This is a genomic window from Streptomyces virginiae (assembly GCF_041432505.1).
Lineage (GTDB): Bacteria > Actinomycetota > Actinomycetes > Streptomycetales > Streptomycetaceae > Streptomyces > Streptomyces virginiae_A.
Genome location: NZ_CP107871.1, coordinates 543,205 through 563,682 on the forward strand (window position 1 = coordinate 543,205; position 20,478 = coordinate 563,682).

Sequence of the window (20,478 nt, forward strand, 5' to 3'; positions counted from 1 at the left end):
GGACGCCTGCGAATTCCCGCGCGGGCCGTGCGTCACAGACGGAGGATGACCAGCGCGGTGTCGTCGGTGACGCCGACCTCGGGGATGAGCTCGGCCAGCAGGGCGTCGGCGAGTGCGTCGGGGCCGTCGCCGCGGTGCCGTACGAGGGCTTCGGCGAGCCTTCCCAGACCTACGTCGATGTCCTCACGGCGGCGTTCGATGAGGCCGTCGGTGTACAGGGCGAGGGTGGCGCCTTCGGTGAAGGCGACCTGTGCCTCGGGGCGGCGGGTGTGTTCGGGTCGGGCGCCGAGCGGGGGGTCCGTGGCCTGGTCGAGGAAGGTGATGGTCCCGTCGGGGTGACACAGGACGGGCGGGGGGTGACCCGCGCTGCTGTAGGCGAGGGTGCGGCTCTTCCAGTCGATGAAGACGGACACGGCGGTGGTGGACTCGGCGCCCTCGACGTCGCGGGCGTACAGACCCAGGACTTCCAGGGCCTGGGCCGGGCCGTCCGCGACGCGGGAGGCGGCGGACAGGGCGCTACGGAGCTGGCCCATGACGCCCGCCGCGCCGAGTCCGTGGCCGACGACGTCACCGACGGCGAGGGCCGTGCGTCCGGGCTGGTCGACGAGGTCGTACCAGTCGCCGCACACGTTCAAGGCCTCGGTGGCCGGCCGGTAGCGCACCGCGGCCCGATGGTGGCCGAGCGGGCGCGGCGCGGGCAGCAGCGACTCCTGGAGGTGGAGGGCCACCTCCCGCTCGTGGGCGTGGGTGCGGCGCAGGCGTTCGTTGACCGCCTGGAGCTCCCGGGCGCGGGTGTAGAGCTCTGCCTCCAGGACCTCGGCGGCGCGGTCCCTGCCGGTGGGGCCGCCACGGGCCCGGATCAGTTCGGTGACCTCTTCCACCCGGTGCAGCAGGAGGGCCACGGTTCCGTCGGGGGCGAGGACGGGGACGTTGATCGGGCTCCAGTACCGCTCCTGCCACTCCCCCGGCCGGTCGGGGGACTCGACGTCGTAGCGCTGCACGGCCATCGTGTCGGGCTCGGCGGTGGACGCGACCCGCTCCAGGGAGGCGCGCAGGTTGCGCATTCCGGTGGCCGCGGGATCGGTGGGGTTGTCGGGGAAGACGTCGAACAGGTAGTGGCCGATGAGCTGCTCGCGGGTGCGGCCGGAGGTCGCCACGAAGGACTCGTTGACGTCCACGTAGACCAGGTCAGGCGTGAGCAGGGCGACCGCGCCCGGGTGGGCTCGGAAGACCGCCTGGTAGTCGATCCCGGATCCGTCCACGTCCACCTGTTCGCACGCCGCCGCCCGATCATGAGGTCTTTCCCACGATAGGTGCGGCGGTGCGGGCGGGGCTCGTCGTCGGCCCGGCATTGAGCCGTTCGGCTCAATGCCGGGCCGACGCGGGGCGACTCAGGGGGCGATCGGCAGCTGTCGCTTGTGCTCGGTGAGGCGGTAGCGGGTGACGATGGCCGCGAAGGCGGTCCCCTCGACGGGCTTGCCCTCCAGGAGGTCGTCGATGTCGTCGTAGCTGACGCCGAGCGCGTCCTCGTCGGGCTTGCCCGGGTCGAGCGTCTCCAGGTCCGCGGTCGGGGTCTTGTGCACCAGCTCGGCGGGGGCGCCCAGCTCCTGGGCGAGGGCGCGTACCCGCCGCTTGGTGAGGCCGGTGAGCGGGACGACGTCGGCGGCGCCGTCACCGAACTTGGTGAAGAAGCCGGAGACGGCTTCGGCGGCGTGGTCGGTGCCGACCACCAGACCGTCGTGCGCGCCCGCCACCGTGTACTGGGCGATCATGCGCTGCCGGGCCTTGATGTTGCCGTGCACGAAGTCCTGGTGGTGCGCGTCGCGGAAGACCGTGCCGCCGGCCAGCGCCGCTTCCAGGGCGGCGTCGCTCGCGGACTTCACGTCCACCGTCAGGACCCGGTCGGCGCGGATGAAGTCCAGCGCCAGCTGCGCGTCCTTCTCGTCGGCCTGGGTGCCGTAGGGCAGGCGCATGGCGAAGAACGTCGCTTCGTGTCCGGCGGCGCGGGCCCGCTCGACGGCGAGCTGGCAGAGCCGGCCGGCGGTCGTGGAGTCCACTCCGCCGCTGATGCCCAGGACCAGTGCGCGCAGGCCCGTGGAGGTCAGCCGCTCGGCGAGGAAGGCCACTCGGCGCTCGATCTCCTGCCGTACGTCGAAGGACGCGCTCACCTGGAGATCGCGGGCGATCTCCTGCTGCAGGGATATGGACGCCAGGTCGGTCACGGTTGCTCCTCGCTCGGGCCCGTACGCGGGTCGGCACGCGCCGCCCGGCCGGGGTCACAGTCACGTGTACGGGACGGAAGCACTCTAGAGGAAGGCCGGGCGCCCATGGCCCGGCGCCCATGGCCCGGCGGACGTCGCCCGGCGGCCCGGCCTGAGGTCCCGGGCCCGGCCGGGCCGTGTCGGTGGCCCGTGCGACGATGCGAAGCATGATCGTCTCGCTCGATGCCCTCCTGCCCGCCTCCGGTACGCACGCCTCGACCACGTACGCCGACTGGGTCGCCGCCCAGGACCCGGGTGCGGCCGCGGTGGCGCGGGAACTGGTCGAGGACATGTACACCGAGCTCGGCCGGTCCCGCGACAAGCCCGGCCGGTTCGTCGACACGATGACGGCGCGGGCGCGGCGGTTGCCGCCGGCGCACCTGCCGTGGTTCTGGGACACGGTGGGCCATCGGCTGATCGGCCACGGGAGCCGGCCGGGCGGGCGGGCGTACGCGGCGGCGCGCGCGGCCGAGGCCGAGCACGGGCTGCCGGTGGATCCCGGCTACCGCCGGGCCAACGCCCTGCTGTTCGCGGCGGGCGGGGCCATGCCGGCCAAGGAGTTCGGAGCGCACCAGCGTTTCCTCGCCGAGACGCTGGATCCGGCGGCGGCGCACACGGCCCTGGAGGCGTTCCTGACCGCGTGGACGGGCTCGCGGGCGGACCTGCCGGCGGATCTGGTGCGCCGGGTCCGGGCGTCGGCCAAGGCGGCCGGGCACGGGGACGGCGAGGCCGCGCGGATGGTGGGCGCGATCCTGTCGGTCACCCGCGGGAAGTCGGTGCCCGAGGCACTGCTGAGCGCCGCGGAGCCGGTCCTGACAGCCCATCCGCCGACGGACGCCGTGCGGGCCGGACTGGTCGAGGTGTTCCCGACCGGGCCCACCGACGGCGGGGCCTGGCTACGGATGCTGATCGGCTGCGGGGCGGCGGAGGCGATGGCGGCCGGGCGAGTGGTGCCGGAGGGCGGACTGCCGCACTGGGTCGGACAGTTCGTCCGCATGTACCAGTACGCGCTGCAGTCCGGCGGCGGGGTCTCCCGGCAGCCGCTGCCGGCGGAGTTCCTCGACCTGATCGGCCGATTGGGGCCACGCCTGCGGACGGCCGGCACCCCGCTGACGGTGCACACCACCCGGTACCACTACCAGGGCTTCGACGCGGACGTGCTGGACGCCTGCCTGGCGGCCGGGGCCGCGGTGGTCGACCCCGGCCCGGAGGTGCGGATGCGCTTCTGGGGGGACCGGTCCCGGCGGGATCTCGTCGCCCTGGCCGCGGACCCGGTGTTCGGCCCCCGGCTGGAGGGCACGGTCCACACCGATCTGCTCCCCGACCACTGGTCGACGCGCGGGCGCCTCCCCGGGTCGGCGGTGACCCTGCTGCCGGGCAACGCGGGCATCGCCGACGAGGTCGCCGTGCGGGTCGGCAAACTCGTCGACACCGTCGGCGGCGGCGGTACGGCGGGGGCCGAGGAGGCCATGGCCGAGCTGGAGACGCTGCTGGACCGGCCGACGGTGACGGCTCTCGGCGGAATCGTCGAAGCCCTCGCCGGGGCGGGTGCGGCGGGCACCCTGCGGCGCTCGCTGGCGGCCGGTCTGCCGGAGGAACTGGCCTGGCCGGCCCTGGAGTCGGTGTACGCGGGGTTCGCGGAGACCGCCGAACCCGCGGAGCCCGTTGATCCCGCGGCGGACGGGACGGACGGAATGGACGGGGTCGGCGGGGTCGGCGGGGCGCGCGTGGCGGTGCGACCTCCCCTGCCGGGCGTGGTCGGAGTGACGTGTACCTGGCCGGTGCTGACGGTGTTCGGGCGCGACCGGGCGGTCGCCGTCGCCCCGGACGGGGAGCGGGGCTCCTGCCGGTTCACGGTTCCCGAGGAGGCCGGCCTGTTCACCGTGCACTACGTGGGCGGCTCCTTCCTGGTGAGCTGGAGCCTCAAGGCGCACCCGCCCTTCTGCGACACCGCCGTCTGGGCCGACCGCCCCGAGGAGCCGTTCGAGCCGCGGCAGGTGGGCGGGCTGCTGCCGTACGGCGGCAGCCTGGACGGGGCGTACGGCTTCCAGTTCGAGAGCGCCGACGGGGGCGGGCGCCACAGCGGCCTGCGCGTGCTGCGGCCCGGTGACACCGAGGGCATCGACAGCGAGGAACTGCTGCTCGGCGACGGCTCCCGGATCTGGACCAACCAGATCTACGGGCGGCAGCCGTGGGAGGTGGTCGACCCGGTCACCGGGGAGCGCCGCGGATCCCTGCCGCTGCCGGACTTCCCCGGCCGTGCCCCGAGCGCCGATCCGGGTGCGGAGCCGTCCGAGGTGGGGATGAGCCTGGCCTCGGAGGCGCTGCAGCTGGCGCCGCTGCCCGCCGGGCTGTCCGACTCCCCGCTGGGCAGCCGGGACGGGCTGGTCGGGACGCGCGTGCTGTTCCGGACCCGGCACCGCGACCACGCGCCCGACCACTACCTGGTGGAGAGCGTGGACGGGCGTACGGCGCGCTTCGACATCGACCGGCCGGGGCAGGAACCGTGGGGGCTGTGGGCCGCGCCGGAGGGCGCGGTGGAGGACGTGGTCCTCGCGGAGGCACAGACCCGTACGGGGGTCCGCGCGTACACCGCCGACGGTGTGCTGCTGTGGGAGCTGGAAGGGCACCACTCGCTCAAGCACCCGCGGGTGAGGCCGCCCCGGAAGGCCACCGTGTCGGGAGGCGTGGCCCTGCCGCCCGCCTTCTGGTACCTGCTGCGCACGCGTGACGCGGCCGGGTCGCGGGCGCTGCGGGGCGTGGGCCGGCGGACGGCGGACACCCTGCTCTCGGCGGCCCTCGACGGTACGGAGGCGCTGCGCGCCGCCGTGGCCCGGGAGTTGCCGGAGGTCACCGACCCGGTACTGGTCGACGCGGTCGTGGCGGTCGCAGGCCGCGCCGCCCGAGTGGAGGAGCGGCGGCGGGCCCTGCACCGGCGCGTGTCCCTCCTCGCCGAGGCGCCGCCGATCGTGCCGCGCCGGTCCACGCGGGACACCGAGCTGCTGCCCGCGCTGTTCGGGCTGGTCACGGACGACGAGGCCGACGCGCACCGCCGGACCCAGGACGTGGCCCTGCCGGCGACGCTCGACGCGCTGGCCGCCGACGGTGCCTGCCTGGCCGGGACGATCGTGGAGGAGGTGCGGCGGCTCTCGCCGCCGGCGCCGCCGCGGGACTGGTCGCAGCTGCTGGGCTCGATCGACGCCGTGGCGTGGCGGGCGGCGGTGGCGCCGACCCCGGACACGGACCGGGCCGCTCTGCTCGCGCTCCTCGACACCTGGGCCGACCAGCCGTTCGCCCGTGCGGGCAGCCGCTGGTGGGTGGGCCGCGTGTCCGACTCGGCCGCCCTGGAGGAGCTGCGGGCCGGCGGGACGGCGGTGGCGTCCGCCGCGGTGCGGGCCGGGGGTGCGGCGTGCTGGTTCGTGGCGCCCGGGGCCGAGGACCCGGACGGTGATCCCGTACCGGCGGCCGTCGCTCAGGCCCGCCCGGTCCGGGTGCGGCGGGACGACGCCGCCCGGCTGCGGGCCCTGGTCGCGGCGGTCGAGGAGCTCGGGCCCGTCCCGGTGCCGGAGTCGGCGGCCGCGCGCTTCGCGGAACTGACCGGTGTCAGGCGGGCCGTGGCCCGGCTCGTCGTGGCCGGTCTGGTCGGCCGGGGCCACCGGGACGAGGACCGTGCCCTGGCGGGCAGGGCCCCGTACCGGGCGACCGCGATGACGGCCGTGGCGTACGAGGAGCTGCGCGCGCGGCTCGGGTGCGCGGGGCAGCGGGCCGTGCTGGCCGCGGCCCTGCCCGAGGACCCGGCCGCACTGTGGCGGCCGGGCGGGGTCGACGCGGCCGCGGAGCGGATGGCCGGGGTGTGGCGGGAGCTGCTCGGGACGTTGCCGGCCGTCCACGACGAGGCGGCGGACGCCCTGGAGACCGACCTGGGACTCGGGGAGGTGTGGGCCCGTCGGCTGGCGGACGGTTACGCGGCCGCGGCGGACACGACCGTGGAGGCGGCCGACTGGGAGCCGGCGGCGACCCCGTACGGCATCGGTGTGGGGGTCCGGGCCGTGCCCCCGGCCGGGCTTGAGCTGCCGTACGGCACCCCGGTGGGCCTCGACCTCGCCGACATCGCGAGCGCGCTGGTGTGGGCCTGGACGGACCGGCCCGTCGGGGATCCCGCGGTGGCGGGCGCGATGGACGTGTACGAGCGGCTACGGGCCGAACTGGCGCGCCCCGAGCTGCTGCTGGCGCTGCCCGGCGGCCGGGTCCAGGACACCTCGGCGCGGATCGCCGAGCGGTTCGGGCCCGAGTCGTTGCCGGTGGCGATGGGTGACCGCGAGGAGGAAGGACCAGCTCCGGTGACCGCGTACGACTCCGGGGCCCTGGTGGTGTGCGCGCCCGGTGGTGCCTCGTTCCTGCGGCCCGCGGCGGTCGCCGACCCCGAGGTGTGGCGGCGGGTCCGGGAGGTCACGGACCTCGCCGAGGAACTGGACCGGGTGGCGCCACTGCTGGCCGGTGGCGGGCTGGAGCGGATGATGATCCGGGCCCGCTCCGGACCGGTTCCGGCCGGTGCGTACGAGGCGGATCCGCGGCGGTCCTGTCCGGAGCTGGTCACCCGGGTGGCGGCCGAGCTCGGTGTGGGCGCGGACGCGGCGGCGCTGTACCTCCAGGTGGCGACGCTGGCCACGCCCACCGACCGGAACGTACGCCGGTGGAACGGCTGGACCGCGAAGCGGCACAAGGAGGTCCGCGCGGAACTCCTCGCCTCCGGCGCGGTCATGGAGGCCAAGCGGGCGCGGGCGGGCCGGACCGTGTTCCTGCCTGGGGAATGGACCGAGCTGAAGGCACCGAACCTGCCGCTGGAGACGGTGAAACTGGCGAGCCATCAGGTGCGCCCCCTGTGGAGCACCTCGATCCGCGCCCCCTTCGGCCGGGTGCTGCCGACGGCTCCCCTGCACGAGATGTTCGCGCAGGCCTGGCAACGGAGGTCCGCCGGTGGCTCGTGAACATCCGGTACTCGACGGAAGCGGCGCCTCATGCAGTCGAGCCGGCCGGTGGAGGCCGGCCCCTGGAGGGAAATCAGGTACGCGCCGCGGTCGCGGCCTGCGAGGCTGTGGGGGTGAGCGAGACGACCCCTTACGACGCCGACCGTGCCCGATTCACCCGCCAGGCTCTGGCCCGCCTCGTCCTGTGCGATCACGCGGCGGACGCCGCGGACGGGGCCGCCGGCCTGGTCGCCACCGGGAACGACCCTGACACCGGTCCCGGAGGCCGGGTGAGCCAGGCGTTCCAGCTCGTCGAACTCGCGGAGCGGGCGCTGGTCTCGGCCGTGGTCTACGAACGGGAACGGGGCAGCTCCTGGACGGAGATCGGCCAGTACCTGGGCATCGGTCCGGCAGAGGCGGAACAGCGGTTCGGCACGAACCTGGACGACTGGAACACGGCCTTCGAGGTTCCCTACCGGCTCGACGACACCGGCCGAAAGCGCATACCGCAGCTGCCCACGGCAGCGTACGACCCCGCTTGGGCATGCGACCGGCTCGATACATGGGCCCGGAACCGGCTCGTTCTTGTCAACGACAAGCGTCCCGTCAGCTCGGGTCTCGTCAAGGTCGTGCCGGAGGAGGAGCTCCCCCGGTGACTCCGTAGCGGCGTCGGCGGGAACGGCCGAATCTCCGATCACTGACGAATTACAGGTGCGCACGGGCGTCGGCGTTGACAAGCTGCCCCGGTGAATCATGAACAGATCTCCGGGATCGCACACGCCGACCACCCCATAAAGGCCCCGCTCGACGACGAATCGGTACGCCGGCTGCTCGAACACGGCGCACCGCGCGACGGCGAGCGGGTCCTCGACCTGGGGTGCGGTACCGCGGAATGGCTTCTGCGCGCCCTGGCCACCCACCCCCGTCTGCACGCCGAGGGCGTCGACACCTCCGAGGTGTCGGTGGAGCGGGCCCGCCGCTCGGCGGGCCTGCTCGGCGTCGAGGACCGTCTCGTCGTACACCAGCAGAAGGCCTCGGAGTTCGCCTCCGACCGGCCCTTCGACCTGGTGGTCAGCGTCGGCGCCACCCATGCCTTCGGAGGCCTGCTGCCGACCCTCGCGGCGGCGCGGGAGCACCTGGCTCCCGGCGGCCGCGTACTGCTCGGCGAGAGCTTCTGGGACCGTGAGCCGTCCGCGGAGGCCGTCGAGATCTTCGGCGAGCTCCATGACCTGGCGACCACCGTGGACCTCATCGCCGCCGACGGATGGGCTCCCGTGCACGCTCACGTCAGCACACGCGCGGAGCTGGACGCGTACGAGTGGTCCTGCCTGGGATCGCTGGCCGCGTGGGCCCTCGACCACCCCACCGATCCGAACGCCGCCGAGATCCTGCGGACGGCCCACGAGCGGCGTGCGGAATGGCTGCGCGGCTACCGGGACAGCTTCGGCTTCGTCTCCCTGGTCCTGCGCCCGACCTCCGGGCTGTGACCTGCAGGCTGTGACCTGCGGGCTGTGACCGCTGCGGCGAGGCCGCCGGGGCCCGCGCGCCCTTACGGCCCGCCGCCCGGCGTCCTGATGTGACGACGCGGGGTGCGGACGACCGAGGCCGTCCGCACCCCGCACCACCGGCCACGCCCGGTCCCTCCGCAGGCGGTCCGGCGGCGGCCTACGCGAGGCCGTCGGCGACCAGGCCGGCGAGGACCGCCTGGCCCAGGGCCTGCACGGCGGACTGCGGCCGGACCATCACGGTGAACTCCTTGATGCGGCCCGCCTCGTCGAAGTGGAGCAGGTCGATCCCGTGGATCTCCCGGCCCTCCACCGCGGCCCGGAAGAGCAGCACCTCCGCCGGGGCCTGCGTGCCGTCGACGCTGGTCTCGGCCGCGCCCTCGAAGTCGCCGACGTAGCGGAATTCCTCGAAGACGCGCAGGAGGACCCCGAAGAGCCCGAGGACCATGGGCCGCCCCTCGAAGGGCGTGAACTTCACCGGGCTGTAGAACCGGACGTCCTCCGTGAACAGGTCCTCCAGCGCGGCGAGATCCCGCTTCTCCACAGCGGCGCGGAAGCGTTCGGCAGTCTCCATGACCCCTCCTGATACTCATGAATCTGACTAGTCACTTTCATGAGTATGATGCAGGGGTTGGCGAGGAAGGGGAAGGGGCGACCGCGATGGCCTTGCGACATGCCGTACTGGCGGCACTGCTGGACGGCGAGTTCAGCGGCTACGAGCTGGCGAAGTCCTTCGACATCGGCGTCGCGAACTTCTGGCACGCCCTGCCCCAGCAGCTGTACGCCGAGCTGGCCAAGCTGGAGAAGGAAGGTCTGGTGGCGGGTCGCGAGGTGGTCCAGGAGACCCGGCCCAACAAGCGCCTGTTCCAGGTCACCGAGGCCGGCCGCGCCGAACTGGAGGAGTTCGCCGCGGCCCCGCTCAAGTCCTCCGTCATCCGTGACGACCTCCTCGTCAAGGTCCAGACCGCCGACCGGATCGGCATCGAACCGGTGATCGCGCAGCTCGAAGCGCGCGCGGTCGCCGCCGACGCCAAGATCGAGTTGCTCGGCAGGGTGTTGCGCAAAATGCGCGGCGACATGGACGAGGACGAGTTCCTGCTCCACGGCGAGCGGATCGGCGGATACCTGACCGGTCTGCGCGGCCTCGCCTTCGAAGAGGGACATCGCGACTGGTGCCGCCGCAGCGCGGCGATCCTGAAGGAGAGGCTGACCCGTGCCGAACGGTGAGTACCTGCGCTACGTCGCCCTGGGCGACTCTCAGACCGAGGGCCTCGGCGACGGGGACGACAGCGTGGGCCTGCGCGGCTTCGCCGACCGGTTCGCCGAACACCTCGCCGCCGTCAACCCCGGCCTTCAGTACGCCAACCTGGCCGTCCGGGGACGTCTCGCCGGGCAGGTCCGCGCCGAGCAGCTGGGCCCCGCCCTGGCCCTGCGCCCCGACCTGGCCACCGTCGTCGCCGGGGTCAACGACATCCTCCGGCCCCGGTTCGACGCCGCCGAGGTCGCCGGGCACCTGGAGGAGATGTTCGCCGCGCTCACGGCCGCCGGGGCCGAGGTGGCGACCGTGACCTTCCCCGACCTGGGGAAGATCGTGCCCCTCGCCCGGCCCGTCGTGCCCCGCATCACCGACCTCAACGACCGTATCCGCGCGGCGGCCGCCCGCCACGGGGTCATCGTCGCCGAGACGGCCCTGCCGGCCGCCGTGGCCGACCCGCGGATGTGGACCGACGACCGGCTGCACGCCAGCCCCGTCGGTCACGAACGGATCGCCGCGGCCCTTGCCCACGCCGTCGGTCTGCCCGGCAGCGACGACACCTGGACGCACCCGCTGCCGCCGCGGCCGACCGCACCGGGCGGCTCGACCGTGGCGGCCGAACTGCGCTGGGTGGCCGCGTTCCTCGGGCCCTGGCTGGGCCGCCGTCTGCGGGGCCGCTCCTCCGGCGACGGCCGCACGGCGAAGCGCCCCGCGCTGCTGCCGCCGGCCGCAGGCGTCGACCGGGCCGGCTCTTCCGGGTCCTGAGTCGCGCCGGCGCCGCTGCGGCCGTACGACGGGCCCCCGTCGTCAGTCCGCCGCGCGACCGGCCTCGATGGGGGTGCGGCCCCGCTGTCGTAGTTCCTCGCGTTCGGCGTCCGGAATCGTCATCGACTCGGCGAGCAGGGCGGCGAGCGCGTCGACCTGGCTGGTGCCGATGTCGGCGTGGAAGAGCCATCGGATGTTGTCGTCGCGCGTGATGAGGTCGACCGTCAGGCGCCCGCTCCTGTCCTGCGGGGTGGTGGTCGCCGCTCGGACGTATCGCACCTGGTCGATCGGGATGTCCTGGCGGATCTCGCCCTGTTCGAGGAACGCGGTCGTCCTGGCCGTGATGATGCGGCGGTCCGTGACGACGACGAGCGTCTTCGCCGCCGCCCTGTCCTTGTCCCTCGCCGCCGCGAGCTTCTCCTTGGCTCCGCTGAAGATCGCGGAAATCGGGCCGAGCGCGTCGACCTGGTCCGGGAAGCCGAGGACCCGCAGGGTCTCACCGTCCTCCAGGAACCATCGCAGGATGCGGAGGTACGGATCGAGGGCCGACGATTCGGGTGCGCAGACGACCTCCGGAACCTCGAGCGGAGCAACGGGCGGATGGAGCACGTCGGCCAGCGGCTGGATCGCCTCCAGCAGACGGGCGGAGGTCTGGCGGGCGGCGATCGAGTCCCGCCGCTTCCCCGGCAGGGACAGCGTCTCGCGTCCGGGGAGCTCGGCGATGATCCGTAGCTCCCGCGTCAGCGCGTCCACGAGGCGCCTGGTCTCGGCGAGAGCGGAGCCGAGCTCCTCGCGGAGGTCGCGCACGATGACGTCGACGAGCCGGGCCTCGTCGGCGTCCTCACGTCCCGCCTCTCGGGCCCGCGCGGCACGGAGCGCCTGATAGCCGGTCCACGCCTTGAGCGACGACAGGAGCGCGTGCGCGTCGAAGACGATCGCCTCGGCGTTCGTCTCCAGGTGCTCCCTGCGCGCAGGTGCGTCGAGTCCCCGGACCTGCCGGATGTGGCCCTGGACGTTCTGCCGGTACAGATCGAGCTGCTTGCTCAGCGCCGCTTCGCTTCCCGCGACGTTCTCCCACAGGGACGTCGGAACCGATCCGACCTTCCGCGCCTGGTCGACCACGCGATCGACGGTGGTGACGAGCCCCGTCAGCTCGGACCACTGCCCCTGGCGGATGGTCGTGAGGACCTGGCTCGTCAGCGCGATGTTGGTTCCGACCAGGCCGGTGAGCTCGCTCAGCTCCATCTGCAGGGCGACCATGGCCAGCGCCTGCCCCATCTCGGCAGCGGCCTTCAGCCTGCTCACGGCGGTCACGGGGATGAAGCGGGCCTGCTTGAAGCCACCGGCGAAGAGCACGGCTCCGAGGTTCGCGCCGTCCTTGACGGCGAGCGTTCCGCCGGCCTGCAGGAGGGCCCGTGTCGCGTCGCTGAGCTTGTAGAGCCCCTGCGCCCCGGCGAACGCGGTGCCGAGGCCGCCGGCCAGGGTCGCCGTGTTTCCGATCGAGGCGACGACGGTGGCGATCTGGCTGCGGTCGGCGGCCGACACGAGCCCGAAGTCGATCAAGCCGAGTTCGAGCTCCGCCGGGACCTCTCCGAAGACCACGGCGATGCCGGGGAGCACCTCCGCCAGGACCGTCGACGCCGACGTCGCGTCGATGTCCGCGTCGGGTATCGGATCGCCCGCAGCAGGCGGATCGGTGGGATCGCTCTCACCGCTGCGCTCAGGCTCGACGTTCTCCATCGAGTCCGAAGGGTCCTGCATGGGTTCTCCTCACCGCGGGGGCGCGCAACGGCCGGACCTCGTCCGGGTCCACGGGCGGAGTCTACGGCGCGACGCCCTACGGTTCGGCCCGAATCCACCGGGCCGGTTCCGGACCCGCCGCACGAGGCGGGCACGAGCGTGTACCTCCCACCGCGCCACCTTCCCGGCGGTCCGCCGCAGGATCAGACGTCGCCCTGGACCAGGGCGTGCAGATGCTGGTCGTGCCACCCGTCCGCGTGCAACAGCGCGCTGCGCTGGGTGCCTTCCAGGGTGTATCCGGCCTTGTCCGCCACACGGCACGATGCCGGGTTCGCCGTCGAGTGGCACAACCGCAGCCGGTGCAGGCCTAGATCGTCCAGCGCCCATCGGCTGACCCGCCGGGTCGCCTCGACCGCGACGCCCGCACCGCGTGCCGCGGGCAGCAGCCAGTAGACGATCTCCGCGCTGCCGCCCCGGAGGTCGATGTCGCCCCAGCCGATCAGGCCCACGGGCGCACCGTCCGGCCGGGCGACGGCCCAGATCGCGGCGAGCTCGGCCTGCCATCGCCGGCGCATGCGCTCGATCCTCTGCCGCGCCTCTTCGGGAGAGTTCACCAGCAGCCGGTTCCAGGGACGGATCGTCCGGTCCTGGCCGGCGGCGAACAGGACGTCCGCGTCATCCGCCTGCCAGGGGCGCAGCTCCCACCCACCGGACAGCGTGAGCACGGGCTGCTCCGCCCGGGCCATCCGGCCTGCGGGAACGACGTGCGGGATCGGCGAGTTGGAGATCATCGCGGCATCCTGCCACAGCTCCCGGCCCGGGGTGCCCGTACGGTCATCGCTTGCGCGGCCACCATCCGGCGCGCCTGCGTGAGCCGCGCGGGCCGCGCTCGGAGCGCAGGGACGGCGCCAGGGCGAAGACCACGGTGATGTGCGCGCCTCCCCGCGGGGCGTGCGCGATCCGCATCGAGCCTCCGGTGACGGCCGCGGCCCTGCGGGCGATGTCGAGGCCGAGCCCCGAGGAGCCCGTGCTGCTGCCGCGGGAGAGGGCCCGGTCCGGTTCCGGGATGCCCGGTCCGGAGTCCTCCACCACCAGCTCCACGGCCTGGGCGGTACGGGCGACACGGACCGCGAACGCGGTACCGGGCGGGGTGTGGCTGAAGACGTTGCCGATGAGCGCGTCCACCACCGCGGCGATGTCGTCGTCGCTGAGGCTGACGGCCGTGGGCTCCTGGGTGAGGTCGAGGGAACAGGCCCGGTCCTGCTGCTCCGCCAGGACGGCCCAGAAGGCGGTCCGGCGCCGTACGACATCGGCGACCTCGGAGCGGGGGCACTCGGACGGGCCGGTCGGCCCCGTCGACCCTGTCGCGGTCGCCTGCGGGATCGAACCCGTCTCCGCGCTGCGCATGCCGTGGCCCATCGGGCCCACGGCGAGCGGGGTGCGCGCCGCGGCGATGATGGCCTGGAGTTCCGACTCCAGCGCGTGCACCGCCGCCTCGACCCTGGCCGACTCCGGTGTACCCGCCATCCGTTCCGATGCCAGGTGCAGGGCGGTCAGCGGGGTGCGCAGCCGGTGGGAGAGGTCGGCGACCAGTTCGCGCTCGATGGCGAGCAGTTCGGTCATGCGGTGGGCCATGGCGTTGAAGGCGACACCCGCGTCGCGCAGTTCCTTGGGGCCCATGGGCTCCACCCGGGTGTCCAGATTGCCCTGACCGAGGGTGTGCGAGGCCTGGGCGAGCTTCTTGGAGGACCGGACGACCTTGGCGCCGAGCCGGTCGGCGACCAGGACCGAGCCACCGACCAGGCCGATCGCGAGGAGCAGCATGACCGCCCAGGAGGCCTTGACCCCGCGGGTCAGTTCCTCGTCGGGGACGAAGTTCTCGATGACGGCGACCCGGTCGCCGGGGAGCACCACCGGCTGCAGGCAGATCCATCCGCCGGGGGTCTTCTGGGAGATGGACTCGCGTCCCTGTTGGGCGCGTTCGAGCAGTTTCACGGGGGCCTGGGAGTCGCCGAGGCTCTGGGCGTCGGGGAGGTGGATGACCAGGTGTTCGGCCTCGTCGAGTCCGGCGGCGGATTCCCGTAGCGCGGAGGGATCCGTGGTGAGCGTGAGGACGGGTGCGAGGGCGGCGGCGCGCTGCTCGGCCGCGGTGACGCTCTGCTCCTTGACCAGCGACATCACCAGGGCGCCCAGGGGTATGAGGAAGGAGAGGGCGACCATGGACGTCACGGCGAGCGCGACTCCCGCCAGTGAGCGTCTCACCGCGGGGCCACCAGTTTGATGCCGACGCCGCGGACCGTCAGCAGGTAGCGCGGGGCCGCCGCGCGTTCGCCGAGTTTGCGGCGCAGGGACGACAGGTGCACGTCGACGGTCTGGTCGTCGACGTACGGCTCGCGCCAGACCTCGGTCAGCAGTCGGCGTTTGGAGACGACCTGGCCGGTGTGGTGGGCGAGGAAGGCCAGGAGGTCGAACTCCCGCCGGGTGAGGTGGAGCTCCGGCCGGCCAGGTACGCGGTGCGCGCGCCGGGGTCCACTGCCAGCTCGCCCACCGTGGTGGCGCCCATCGGGTCGGCGGCCGGCGCGGGCCGCGCGCCCTGCGCGTTGTGGGCGGTGCCGTTGGAGGACACGTGGCTGGTGCGCCGCAGGACGGCGGAGAGGCGGGCGATGAGCTGTCCTCCGGAGAAGGGCTTGACCAGGTAGTCGTCGGCGCCCGCGTTGAGGAGCTTGATGATTTCGGTCTCGTCGTCGCGTGCGGTGGCGACCAGGACGGGGACGGACGATATGCCCCGGATCATGCGGAGTGCGTCTCCCCCGTCCAGATCGGGCAGGCCGAGGTCGAGGACCACCGCGTCGACGGGCGTCTGGGTGACCTCGCGCAGGGCGCCGAATCCGTCGCCCACGCTGCGTACGGCATACCCGTGCTCCGCCAGGACCTCGATGAGTGACTGGCGGATGCTGGGGTCGTCTTCCACGACCAGGACGCTGGGCATGGGCACACCTTAGGGGTTCGGTCCACACACCTTTCAGTGGGTGTCGAACGTGGGGCCGTCGTCGGTGAGGCGCAGGTGTACGGGGTGGTCGGCGACCGGAATGGTGCAGCCTTCCTTCGCGCTGCAGCTGGCGTAGCCGAGCAGCACCGTGGCGTCCCCCTTGCCGTCGGCGCGGACGGGCAGGGTGGTGGTGACCGGGCCGTCCGGGTAGACGGGCATCGGGGCGTCGACGCCGGGCACGCTGATGGACCGTACGTCGGCGGCGGCCGTCAGCTTCCCGTCGGTCTTGAGGACGCCGGTGACGTTCACCGCGGTCGGCCGGCCGACGCCTTCTATGCCGGTGGGCGGCAGTTCGGTGCTGTACAGGTGGAAGCCCTTCTTCTCGGGGGTGAAGACGGCGGTCAGCGTGCCCTTCGAGGCCTGCCAGTCGGCCACCGAGAGGGTGACGGTGACCCCGTTCTCGGTGAAGGTGGTCGTGGGGGCCGGCGCGTTCGCCTTCGCCGCGGCGCCGGCCTGGGCCTTGTCGGCTGACTGGTCGCCGCAGGCCGTGAGCGCGGCCAGGGAGAGGAGGGCGACCACGGTCCGGGTCGTCCGGGTACGGGTGATGCGCGGGGAAAGGTTCATCTGGGTCTCTGTGCCTCTTGTGTCGGGAAGACGAATCGGATCGAGTCGGTACGGGGGCCGTCCGCTCACACGGCGGTGGTGAAGTCCGCGCTCCACAGCTGCAGTCGGTACACCAGGTCGTTCCACACCCCGGTGGCCAGCAGTACGCCGACGAGTACGAGCATTCCGCCGCCGATCCGCAGGACCCACGCGTAGTGGCGTTTGACCAGGCCGAAGGCGCCCATGGCGCGCCGGAAGGCCAGCGCGGCCAGGACGAACGGCAGCCCGAGGCCGAGACAGTACGTCGCCATCAGCAGCGCCCCTCGGCCCGCGCCGGCCTCGCTCCAGGCCAGCGCCTGTACGGCGGCCAACGTCGGGCCGATGCAGGGCGTCCAGCCGACCGCGAACACCGCGCCCAGCAGGGGGGCTCCGGCCAGCCCGAGGGTGGGACGGTGGTGGCTGCGGAACTCGCGTTGGGTGAATCCCGGCAGGAACCCCATGAAGGACAGCCCCATCAGCACGGTGAAGACACCGAGCACCCGGGTGATCACCTCCTGGTGGGCCAGCAGGGTGCGGCCGAAGTACCCGAAGAGGGCGCCTCCGGAGACGAGGACCGCAGTGAAGCCGAGGACGAAGAGCAGCGCGCCGGCCGCCATCCTGCTGCGGCGCCCGCCGCGGGCCTCGGCCAGGTCGGAGACGGACAGGCTGGTCACGTAGCTGAGGTAGCCCGGTACGAGCGGCAGCACGCACGGCGAGAGGAAGGAGACGAGTCCCGCGAGGAACGCCACCGGAGCGGCGACGACCAGGGTCCCGTGGAGGAGGGAGGGGGTGTCCGCGGCGGCGAGTACCAGGCCCGTCGTCATGCCGTCTCCTCCAGCACCCGGGCGATCAGGGGGCCGAGTTCGTCCTCGGTGACCGCGCCGCCGATGCTGACGGCGACGCGGCCGCGGCGGTCGATCACGAGGGTGGACGGGATCGCCTGCGGGTTGAGCAGGGCGGGGGGAAAGCGGAGCAGGAGCTCCCCGGTCGGGTCGTGGAGGCTGGGGAAGTCGAGGCCGTGGGCACGGACGAAGGAGCGGGCCGCCGCGCGGTCCGGGTCGCGGGTGTTGATCCCGAGGAACCGGACGCCCTGGTCCCGCGTCCGCCGTTCGATCCGCGCCAGGTCGTCCGCTTCCCCGCGGCAGGGCCCGCACCAGGACCCCCAGACGTTGACCACGACGACCTGTCCCCGGAAGTCGTCGAGGCCGACCGGCTTCCCGTCGAGGTCGTCGCCCGCCGTCGCGGGTGCGGCGGGCCGGTCTGCGGGGGCGATGACCGCGGCCTCGGCCGCCGACCGGACCACGGCGCCGACGGTGGTCGCCGGTCCGGCCGCCGCCTCCGCGCGGCTGCCGTCGGCGGCGACCGAGCCGACGGCGGCGAAGACACAACCGGCCGCGGCCGCCACGAGGGCGGCTCCGGCCAGGGCTGCCGTACGCACCTGGGCCCGGCGCGGGCCGACCGGTCTCACGCGGCCCACTTGCGCAGGAAGGCGTTGATCCCCTCCGCCGTCAGGGAGGGGTTGCCCGTGGTGTGGGTGTCGGTACGCACCTTGCCGGAGGAGTTGAGGACGACCAGCACGGGCATCGTGTAGGTCCCGCCGGCGGGGCTGTACTTGCGCAGGAGCGCGGAGTTGGCGGAGCTGTTGCCACCGATGTCGATCTTGACCAGGTGGTACGAGGCTCCGAGGATCGCGGTCGTCTGCGGCTGGGCGAACACCTTGTCGGCCGCCTTGCAGTTGCCGCACCAGTTGGCCCCGAAGTCGAGCAGCACCATCCTTCCGTCGGCCTTGGCGGCGGCGAGTGCGGCGTCGACCTGCTTCTGCCCGTCGGCGGAGCTGTCGTAGCCGGGCCCGGGGACCCGGGCGGGGGTGGCGGGCGCCGCGGACGTACGGGCGGGCTTGGGGGCGGTGGAGGCGCTCTTGGACCGGGAGGGCGTCGGCGAGGAGGAGGCCTGGGTGGTGGCGGACGCCGACGGCGAGGCCGACGCGCTCGGGGAGGCCTCGGTGGACGCGGAGGCCGAGGGTGAGGTGGGGGCGAGGGCGGTCGCGGACTGTCCGAGGGTGGTCGGCGAGGCGGAGCCGACGTTCTCGGAGGACGGCCCGCAGGCGGCGCACAGCCCGACCGCGACCACGGCGGCGGCGACGAGCGGCAGCCGAACACCCAGGGGCGCGGCGGAGCGGGGCTGCGCGGCGTGGCCGGCACGGACGGGTCGGTGTATGCGAGAAGTCATGGCGAAGACACCCCAAGGCGCGCGGAGAACTACGGGAAGGGCGAGAAGCCTCCCGACTCGATGAAGCCGGTGGTCCGACGGTTCGCCGGGGCGGTGTGCCCGGGCGCCGAAGGCCGATCGGCTGACGTGAGCATAGGACCGCGGCGAGCCCCGGGAACCGCCTGAGTGCGATCTTGAGGTTCCCCTAAGGAAGAGCTCACCTTCCGCTTCGTCGGGACCCGTCCGATGAGCGCATACGGGGAGGCAATCCCCGCGAAAGGGATCAGGGGGGACGAGCGGTGCGGACGGGTCGAAGCGGTCACGCCCCCGCCGTCACGCGCCTCTTGGGGGCGTTCTGCCGGTCGAAGGGGCGACCGGACCGTCGTCAGAACGACGTCTCGCGGACACTGGCCTTGGCCACCGGGTCGATGGTCGCGGTGACGACCGACCGGTGGTCCGAGCCGCTGAACGTGACCGTCAGGGTGTCGTCGTCGGTCTGCGAGGTGGTGGCCTTGAAGCCGCGGCTCGGGACCGCGGAGATCAGACATACGCCTCGGCTCCCGTACCGCACCGTGACCTTGCCGCCCTGCGAGGGGACGGTGTGCAGGCCCGGCCCGCCGCTCCCGCAGTCGACGCCGGGTTTGGGCGCGGTGGTGCGGGCGGTCGCCGAGGGCTTCGTGGACGGGGAGGACGGAGCCGAGGGGGTCGGAGCCTCGGTCGCGGTGGGCGAGGGGCTCGGGGACGCGGAGGCGGTCGGGGACGGCGACCCCGACGAGGGGTTCTGCACCGCCGGCCACGCCGGCGGCGAGTCGAAGACCATGGGCGCGGACCGGGCCACCGGGGGCGTATGGCGGGTGGAGCCGACCACGAACTGGACCGTGGCGAGCACGGCCGTCACGCTGGTGGCCGTGCACGACAGCCATATGAACAGGTAGCGCGGAAATCGAGGCACGGCCCCATAGTGGCGGACGGACCGGGCCGCGCGTCACCACCTCCCCCGTCCGACGGGTGCGGACACCGGCACCCACGCCGTCGGGGGCGGGAACGCGGACGTCCCCCGACCCGGGTACGGGTCGGGGGACGTGTGCGGCCGGGCAGCGGCCGAGGGGGGAGGTGGCCGGTGCCGCGAGGCCGGTGGGGGGTGGCGGGTATGGGGGTACGGAGGGGGTATGGGGGCGGCGGTGCGGGTCAGGGGTGGCGGGGGAAGTGCCTACTTCGACGTTCCGAAGTCCTGCGTCCACCACGGGCCGCCGTCACCCTTGTGCACGCCTATGCCGATCTCCTTGAAGGAGCAGTTGAGGATGTTGGCCCGGTGGCCGGAGCTGTTCATCCACGCCTTCATGACCGAGTCGGCGTCCGACTGGCCCCGGGCTATGTTCTCGCCGAGGCGGGACCACCCGTAGCCGGCGGCCTCCACACGGGAGGTCATGGTGGACCCGTCGGGCCCGGTGTGGGACATGACACCGCTGCGGGCCATGGTGTCGCTGTACGCGCGCGCCGCGGCGGCCAGCTTGGAGTTCACGGTCAGGGGGCCGCATCCGGCGGCGGACCGCTCCTTGTTGACCAGGGCGAGGACCGCGGACTCCTCGCTCGAGGAACTGCCGGAGCCGCCCGACGAGCCGCCGGAAGATCCGCCGGACGAGCCCCCGGATCCGCCGGAGCCGCCCGAGGTGCCGGCACCGCCGCCCGTGCTCCCGCCGGACGTACGCGGGGGCTTGCCGGCCGGGGTGGACCTGGTCGGGGTGTTCTCCTCCGCCGCGGGCTTCGCCGGCGCCGCCGACCCCGTGCCTTCGGCGGCCGGAGACGCGGGCGGCAGTGAGCCCGTGGCGGCCGCGGCATCGGCGGTGACCTCGGGGAGCGGAGCGGTGGGGCTCGCCGTCCCGGCCGTGTCCGCGGGCGTCGGCGTCCCGGTCTTCGCCCCGCCGGCGCCGTCGGCCCGCTGGTCCACCTGCGTACCGCCGCCGGAGTCGGCCACGGCGACGCCGACCGCCACCGCCGCGGCGGCCGCGGTCAGGGACAGGACGATGCGGGTGCGCATCGCCTTCTTCCGCCGTGCTTCGACGCGGGACGGCGTTGCGGGAGTTCGGCTGCTCATGCCTGTAGCACCTCACAGAGGGAAGGGGGTGGGGTGCGACCGAGCCTAGGG

19 protein-coding genes are annotated in these 20,478 nt (G+C 73.7%); 5 read left to right on the forward strand and 14 right to left on the reverse strand.

Annotated features, from left to right (window positions below):
- Window positions 1-32: 32 nt before the first annotated feature.
- Window positions 33-1,262, reverse strand: coding sequence for a SpoIIE family protein phosphatase (locus OG624_RS02515; protein ID WP_371594571.1), 1,230 nt, complete (start codon window positions 1,260-1,262; stop codon window positions 33-35).
- 129 nt (window positions 1,263-1,391) lie between these two features.
- A complete protein-coding gene (gene nadE / locus OG624_RS02520; protein ID WP_352164985.1) occupies window positions 1,392-2,222 on the reverse strand; it encodes an ammonia-dependent NAD(+) synthetase in 831 nt (276 codons plus the stop codon).
- A 206-nt stretch (window positions 2,223-2,428) separates the two neighbouring features.
- Between nadE and OG624_RS02525 the strand changes: the two genes are divergently transcribed.
- The 3 genes from OG624_RS02525 (at window position 2,429) to OG624_RS02535 (ending at window position 8,715) form a co-directional block, all read left to right on the forward strand.
- Entirely contained in the window at window positions 2,429-7,249 is a 4,821-nt protein-coding gene (locus OG624_RS02525; RefSeq protein ID WP_371638982.1) for a hypothetical protein, read from the forward strand.
- A 113-nt stretch (window positions 7,250-7,362) separates the two neighbouring features.
- The gene (locus OG624_RS02530) at window positions 7,363-7,884 is read left to right on the forward strand and encodes a hypothetical protein (protein WP_371587104.1); all 522 of its coding nucleotides are present in this window, start codon (window positions 7,363-7,365) and stop codon (window positions 7,882-7,884) included.
- 90 nt (window positions 7,885-7,974) lie between these two features.
- Window positions 7,975-8,715 (forward strand): SAM-dependent methyltransferase, encoded by a 741-nt coding sequence (locus tag OG624_RS02535; RefSeq protein WP_371638983.1) that lies wholly within the window; start codon window positions 7,975-7,977, stop codon window positions 8,713-8,715.
- A 178-nt stretch (window positions 8,716-8,893) separates the two neighbouring features.
- Here the strand turns inward: OG624_RS02535 and OG624_RS02540 are convergent, their stop codons facing one another.
- Window positions 8,894-9,307 (reverse strand): nuclear transport factor 2 family protein, encoded by a 414-nt coding sequence (locus tag OG624_RS02540; protein WP_033225244.1) that lies wholly within the window; start codon window positions 9,305-9,307, stop codon window positions 8,894-8,896.
- An 86-nt stretch (window positions 9,308-9,393) separates the two neighbouring features.
- Here OG624_RS02540 and OG624_RS02545 point away from each other — a divergent pair, with 86 nt between their 5' ends.
- Both OG624_RS02545 and OG624_RS02550 read left to right on the forward strand, forming a co-directional pair.
- On the forward strand, window positions 9,394-9,960 hold the full coding sequence (locus tag OG624_RS02545) for a PadR family transcriptional regulator (RefSeq protein WP_033225242.1): 567 nt from the start codon (window positions 9,394-9,396) through the stop codon (window positions 9,958-9,960).
- The gene (locus OG624_RS02550) at window positions 9,947-10,753 is read left to right on the forward strand and encodes an SGNH/GDSL hydrolase family protein (RefSeq protein WP_033225240.1); all 807 of its coding nucleotides are present in this window, start codon (window positions 9,947-9,949) and stop codon (window positions 10,751-10,753) included. The genes OG624_RS02545 and OG624_RS02550 overlap by 14 nt, the downstream gene beginning before the upstream one ends.
- A 42-nt stretch (window positions 10,754-10,795) precedes the next feature.
- Here the strand turns inward: OG624_RS02550 and OG624_RS02555 are convergent, their stop codons facing one another.
- The 11 genes from OG624_RS02555 to OG624_RS02605 form a co-directional block, all read right to left on the reverse strand.
- Window positions 10,796-12,514 carry a hypothetical protein gene (locus OG624_RS02555; protein WP_371638984.1) on the reverse strand — a complete coding sequence of 573 codons (1,719 nt, stop codon included), beginning with the start codon at window positions 12,512-12,514 and terminating at the stop codon, window positions 10,796-10,798.
- 182 nt (window positions 12,515-12,696) lie between these two features.
- Complete coding sequence (locus OG624_RS02560; RefSeq protein WP_371638985.1) at window positions 12,697-13,284, reverse strand: GNAT family N-acetyltransferase; 588 nt, start codon at window positions 13,282-13,284, stop codon at window positions 12,697-12,699.
- A 43-nt stretch (window positions 13,285-13,327) separates the two neighbouring features.
- A complete protein-coding gene (locus OG624_RS02565) occupies window positions 13,328-14,755 on the reverse strand; it encodes an ATP-binding protein (protein WP_371587108.1) in 1,428 nt (475 codons plus the stop codon).
- Entirely contained in the window at window positions 14,752-14,955 is a 204-nt protein-coding gene (locus OG624_RS02570) for a winged helix-turn-helix domain-containing protein (RefSeq protein WP_371640821.1), read from the reverse strand. The genes OG624_RS02565 and OG624_RS02570 overlap by 4 nt, the downstream gene beginning before the upstream one ends.
- The gene (locus tag OG624_RS02575) at window positions 14,901-15,482 is read right to left on the reverse strand and encodes a response regulator transcription factor (protein ID WP_371638986.1); all 582 of its coding nucleotides are present in this window, start codon (window positions 15,480-15,482) and stop codon (window positions 14,901-14,903) included. The genes OG624_RS02570 and OG624_RS02575 overlap by 55 nt, the downstream gene beginning before the upstream one ends.
- Before the next feature lie 33 nt (window positions 15,483-15,515).
- Window positions 15,516-16,106 carry a hypothetical protein gene (locus tag OG624_RS02580; RefSeq protein ID WP_371587109.1) on the reverse strand — a complete coding sequence of 197 codons (591 nt, stop codon included), beginning with the start codon at window positions 16,104-16,106 and terminating at the stop codon, window positions 15,516-15,518.
- Between the two features lie 65 nt (window positions 16,107-16,171).
- The gene (locus tag OG624_RS02585) at window positions 16,172-16,948 is read right to left on the reverse strand and encodes a cytochrome c biogenesis CcdA family protein (protein WP_033225228.1); all 777 of its coding nucleotides are present in this window, start codon (window positions 16,946-16,948) and stop codon (window positions 16,172-16,174) included.
- Entirely contained in the window at window positions 16,945-17,592 is a 648-nt protein-coding gene (locus tag OG624_RS02590; RefSeq protein WP_371592032.1) for a TlpA disulfide reductase family protein, read from the reverse strand. The genes OG624_RS02585 and OG624_RS02590 overlap by 4 nt, the downstream gene beginning before the upstream one ends.
- Complete coding sequence (locus OG624_RS02595) at window positions 17,589-18,353, reverse strand: thioredoxin family protein (RefSeq protein WP_371638988.1); 765 nt, start codon at window positions 18,351-18,353, stop codon at window positions 17,589-17,591. Before OG624_RS02595 ends, OG624_RS02590 begins: the two co-directional genes overlap by 4 nt.
- 364 nt (window positions 18,354-18,717) lie before the next feature.
- Window positions 18,718-19,284, reverse strand: coding sequence for a hypothetical protein (locus OG624_RS02600; RefSeq protein ID WP_237545584.1), 567 nt, complete (start codon window positions 19,282-19,284; stop codon window positions 18,718-18,720).
- A 258-nt stretch (window positions 19,285-19,542) separates the two neighbouring features.
- The gene (locus tag OG624_RS02605) at window positions 19,543-20,427 is read right to left on the reverse strand and encodes a CAP domain-containing protein (RefSeq protein ID WP_371638989.1); all 885 of its coding nucleotides are present in this window, start codon (window positions 20,425-20,427) and stop codon (window positions 19,543-19,545) included.
- Window positions 20,428-20,478: the final 51 nt, after the last annotated feature.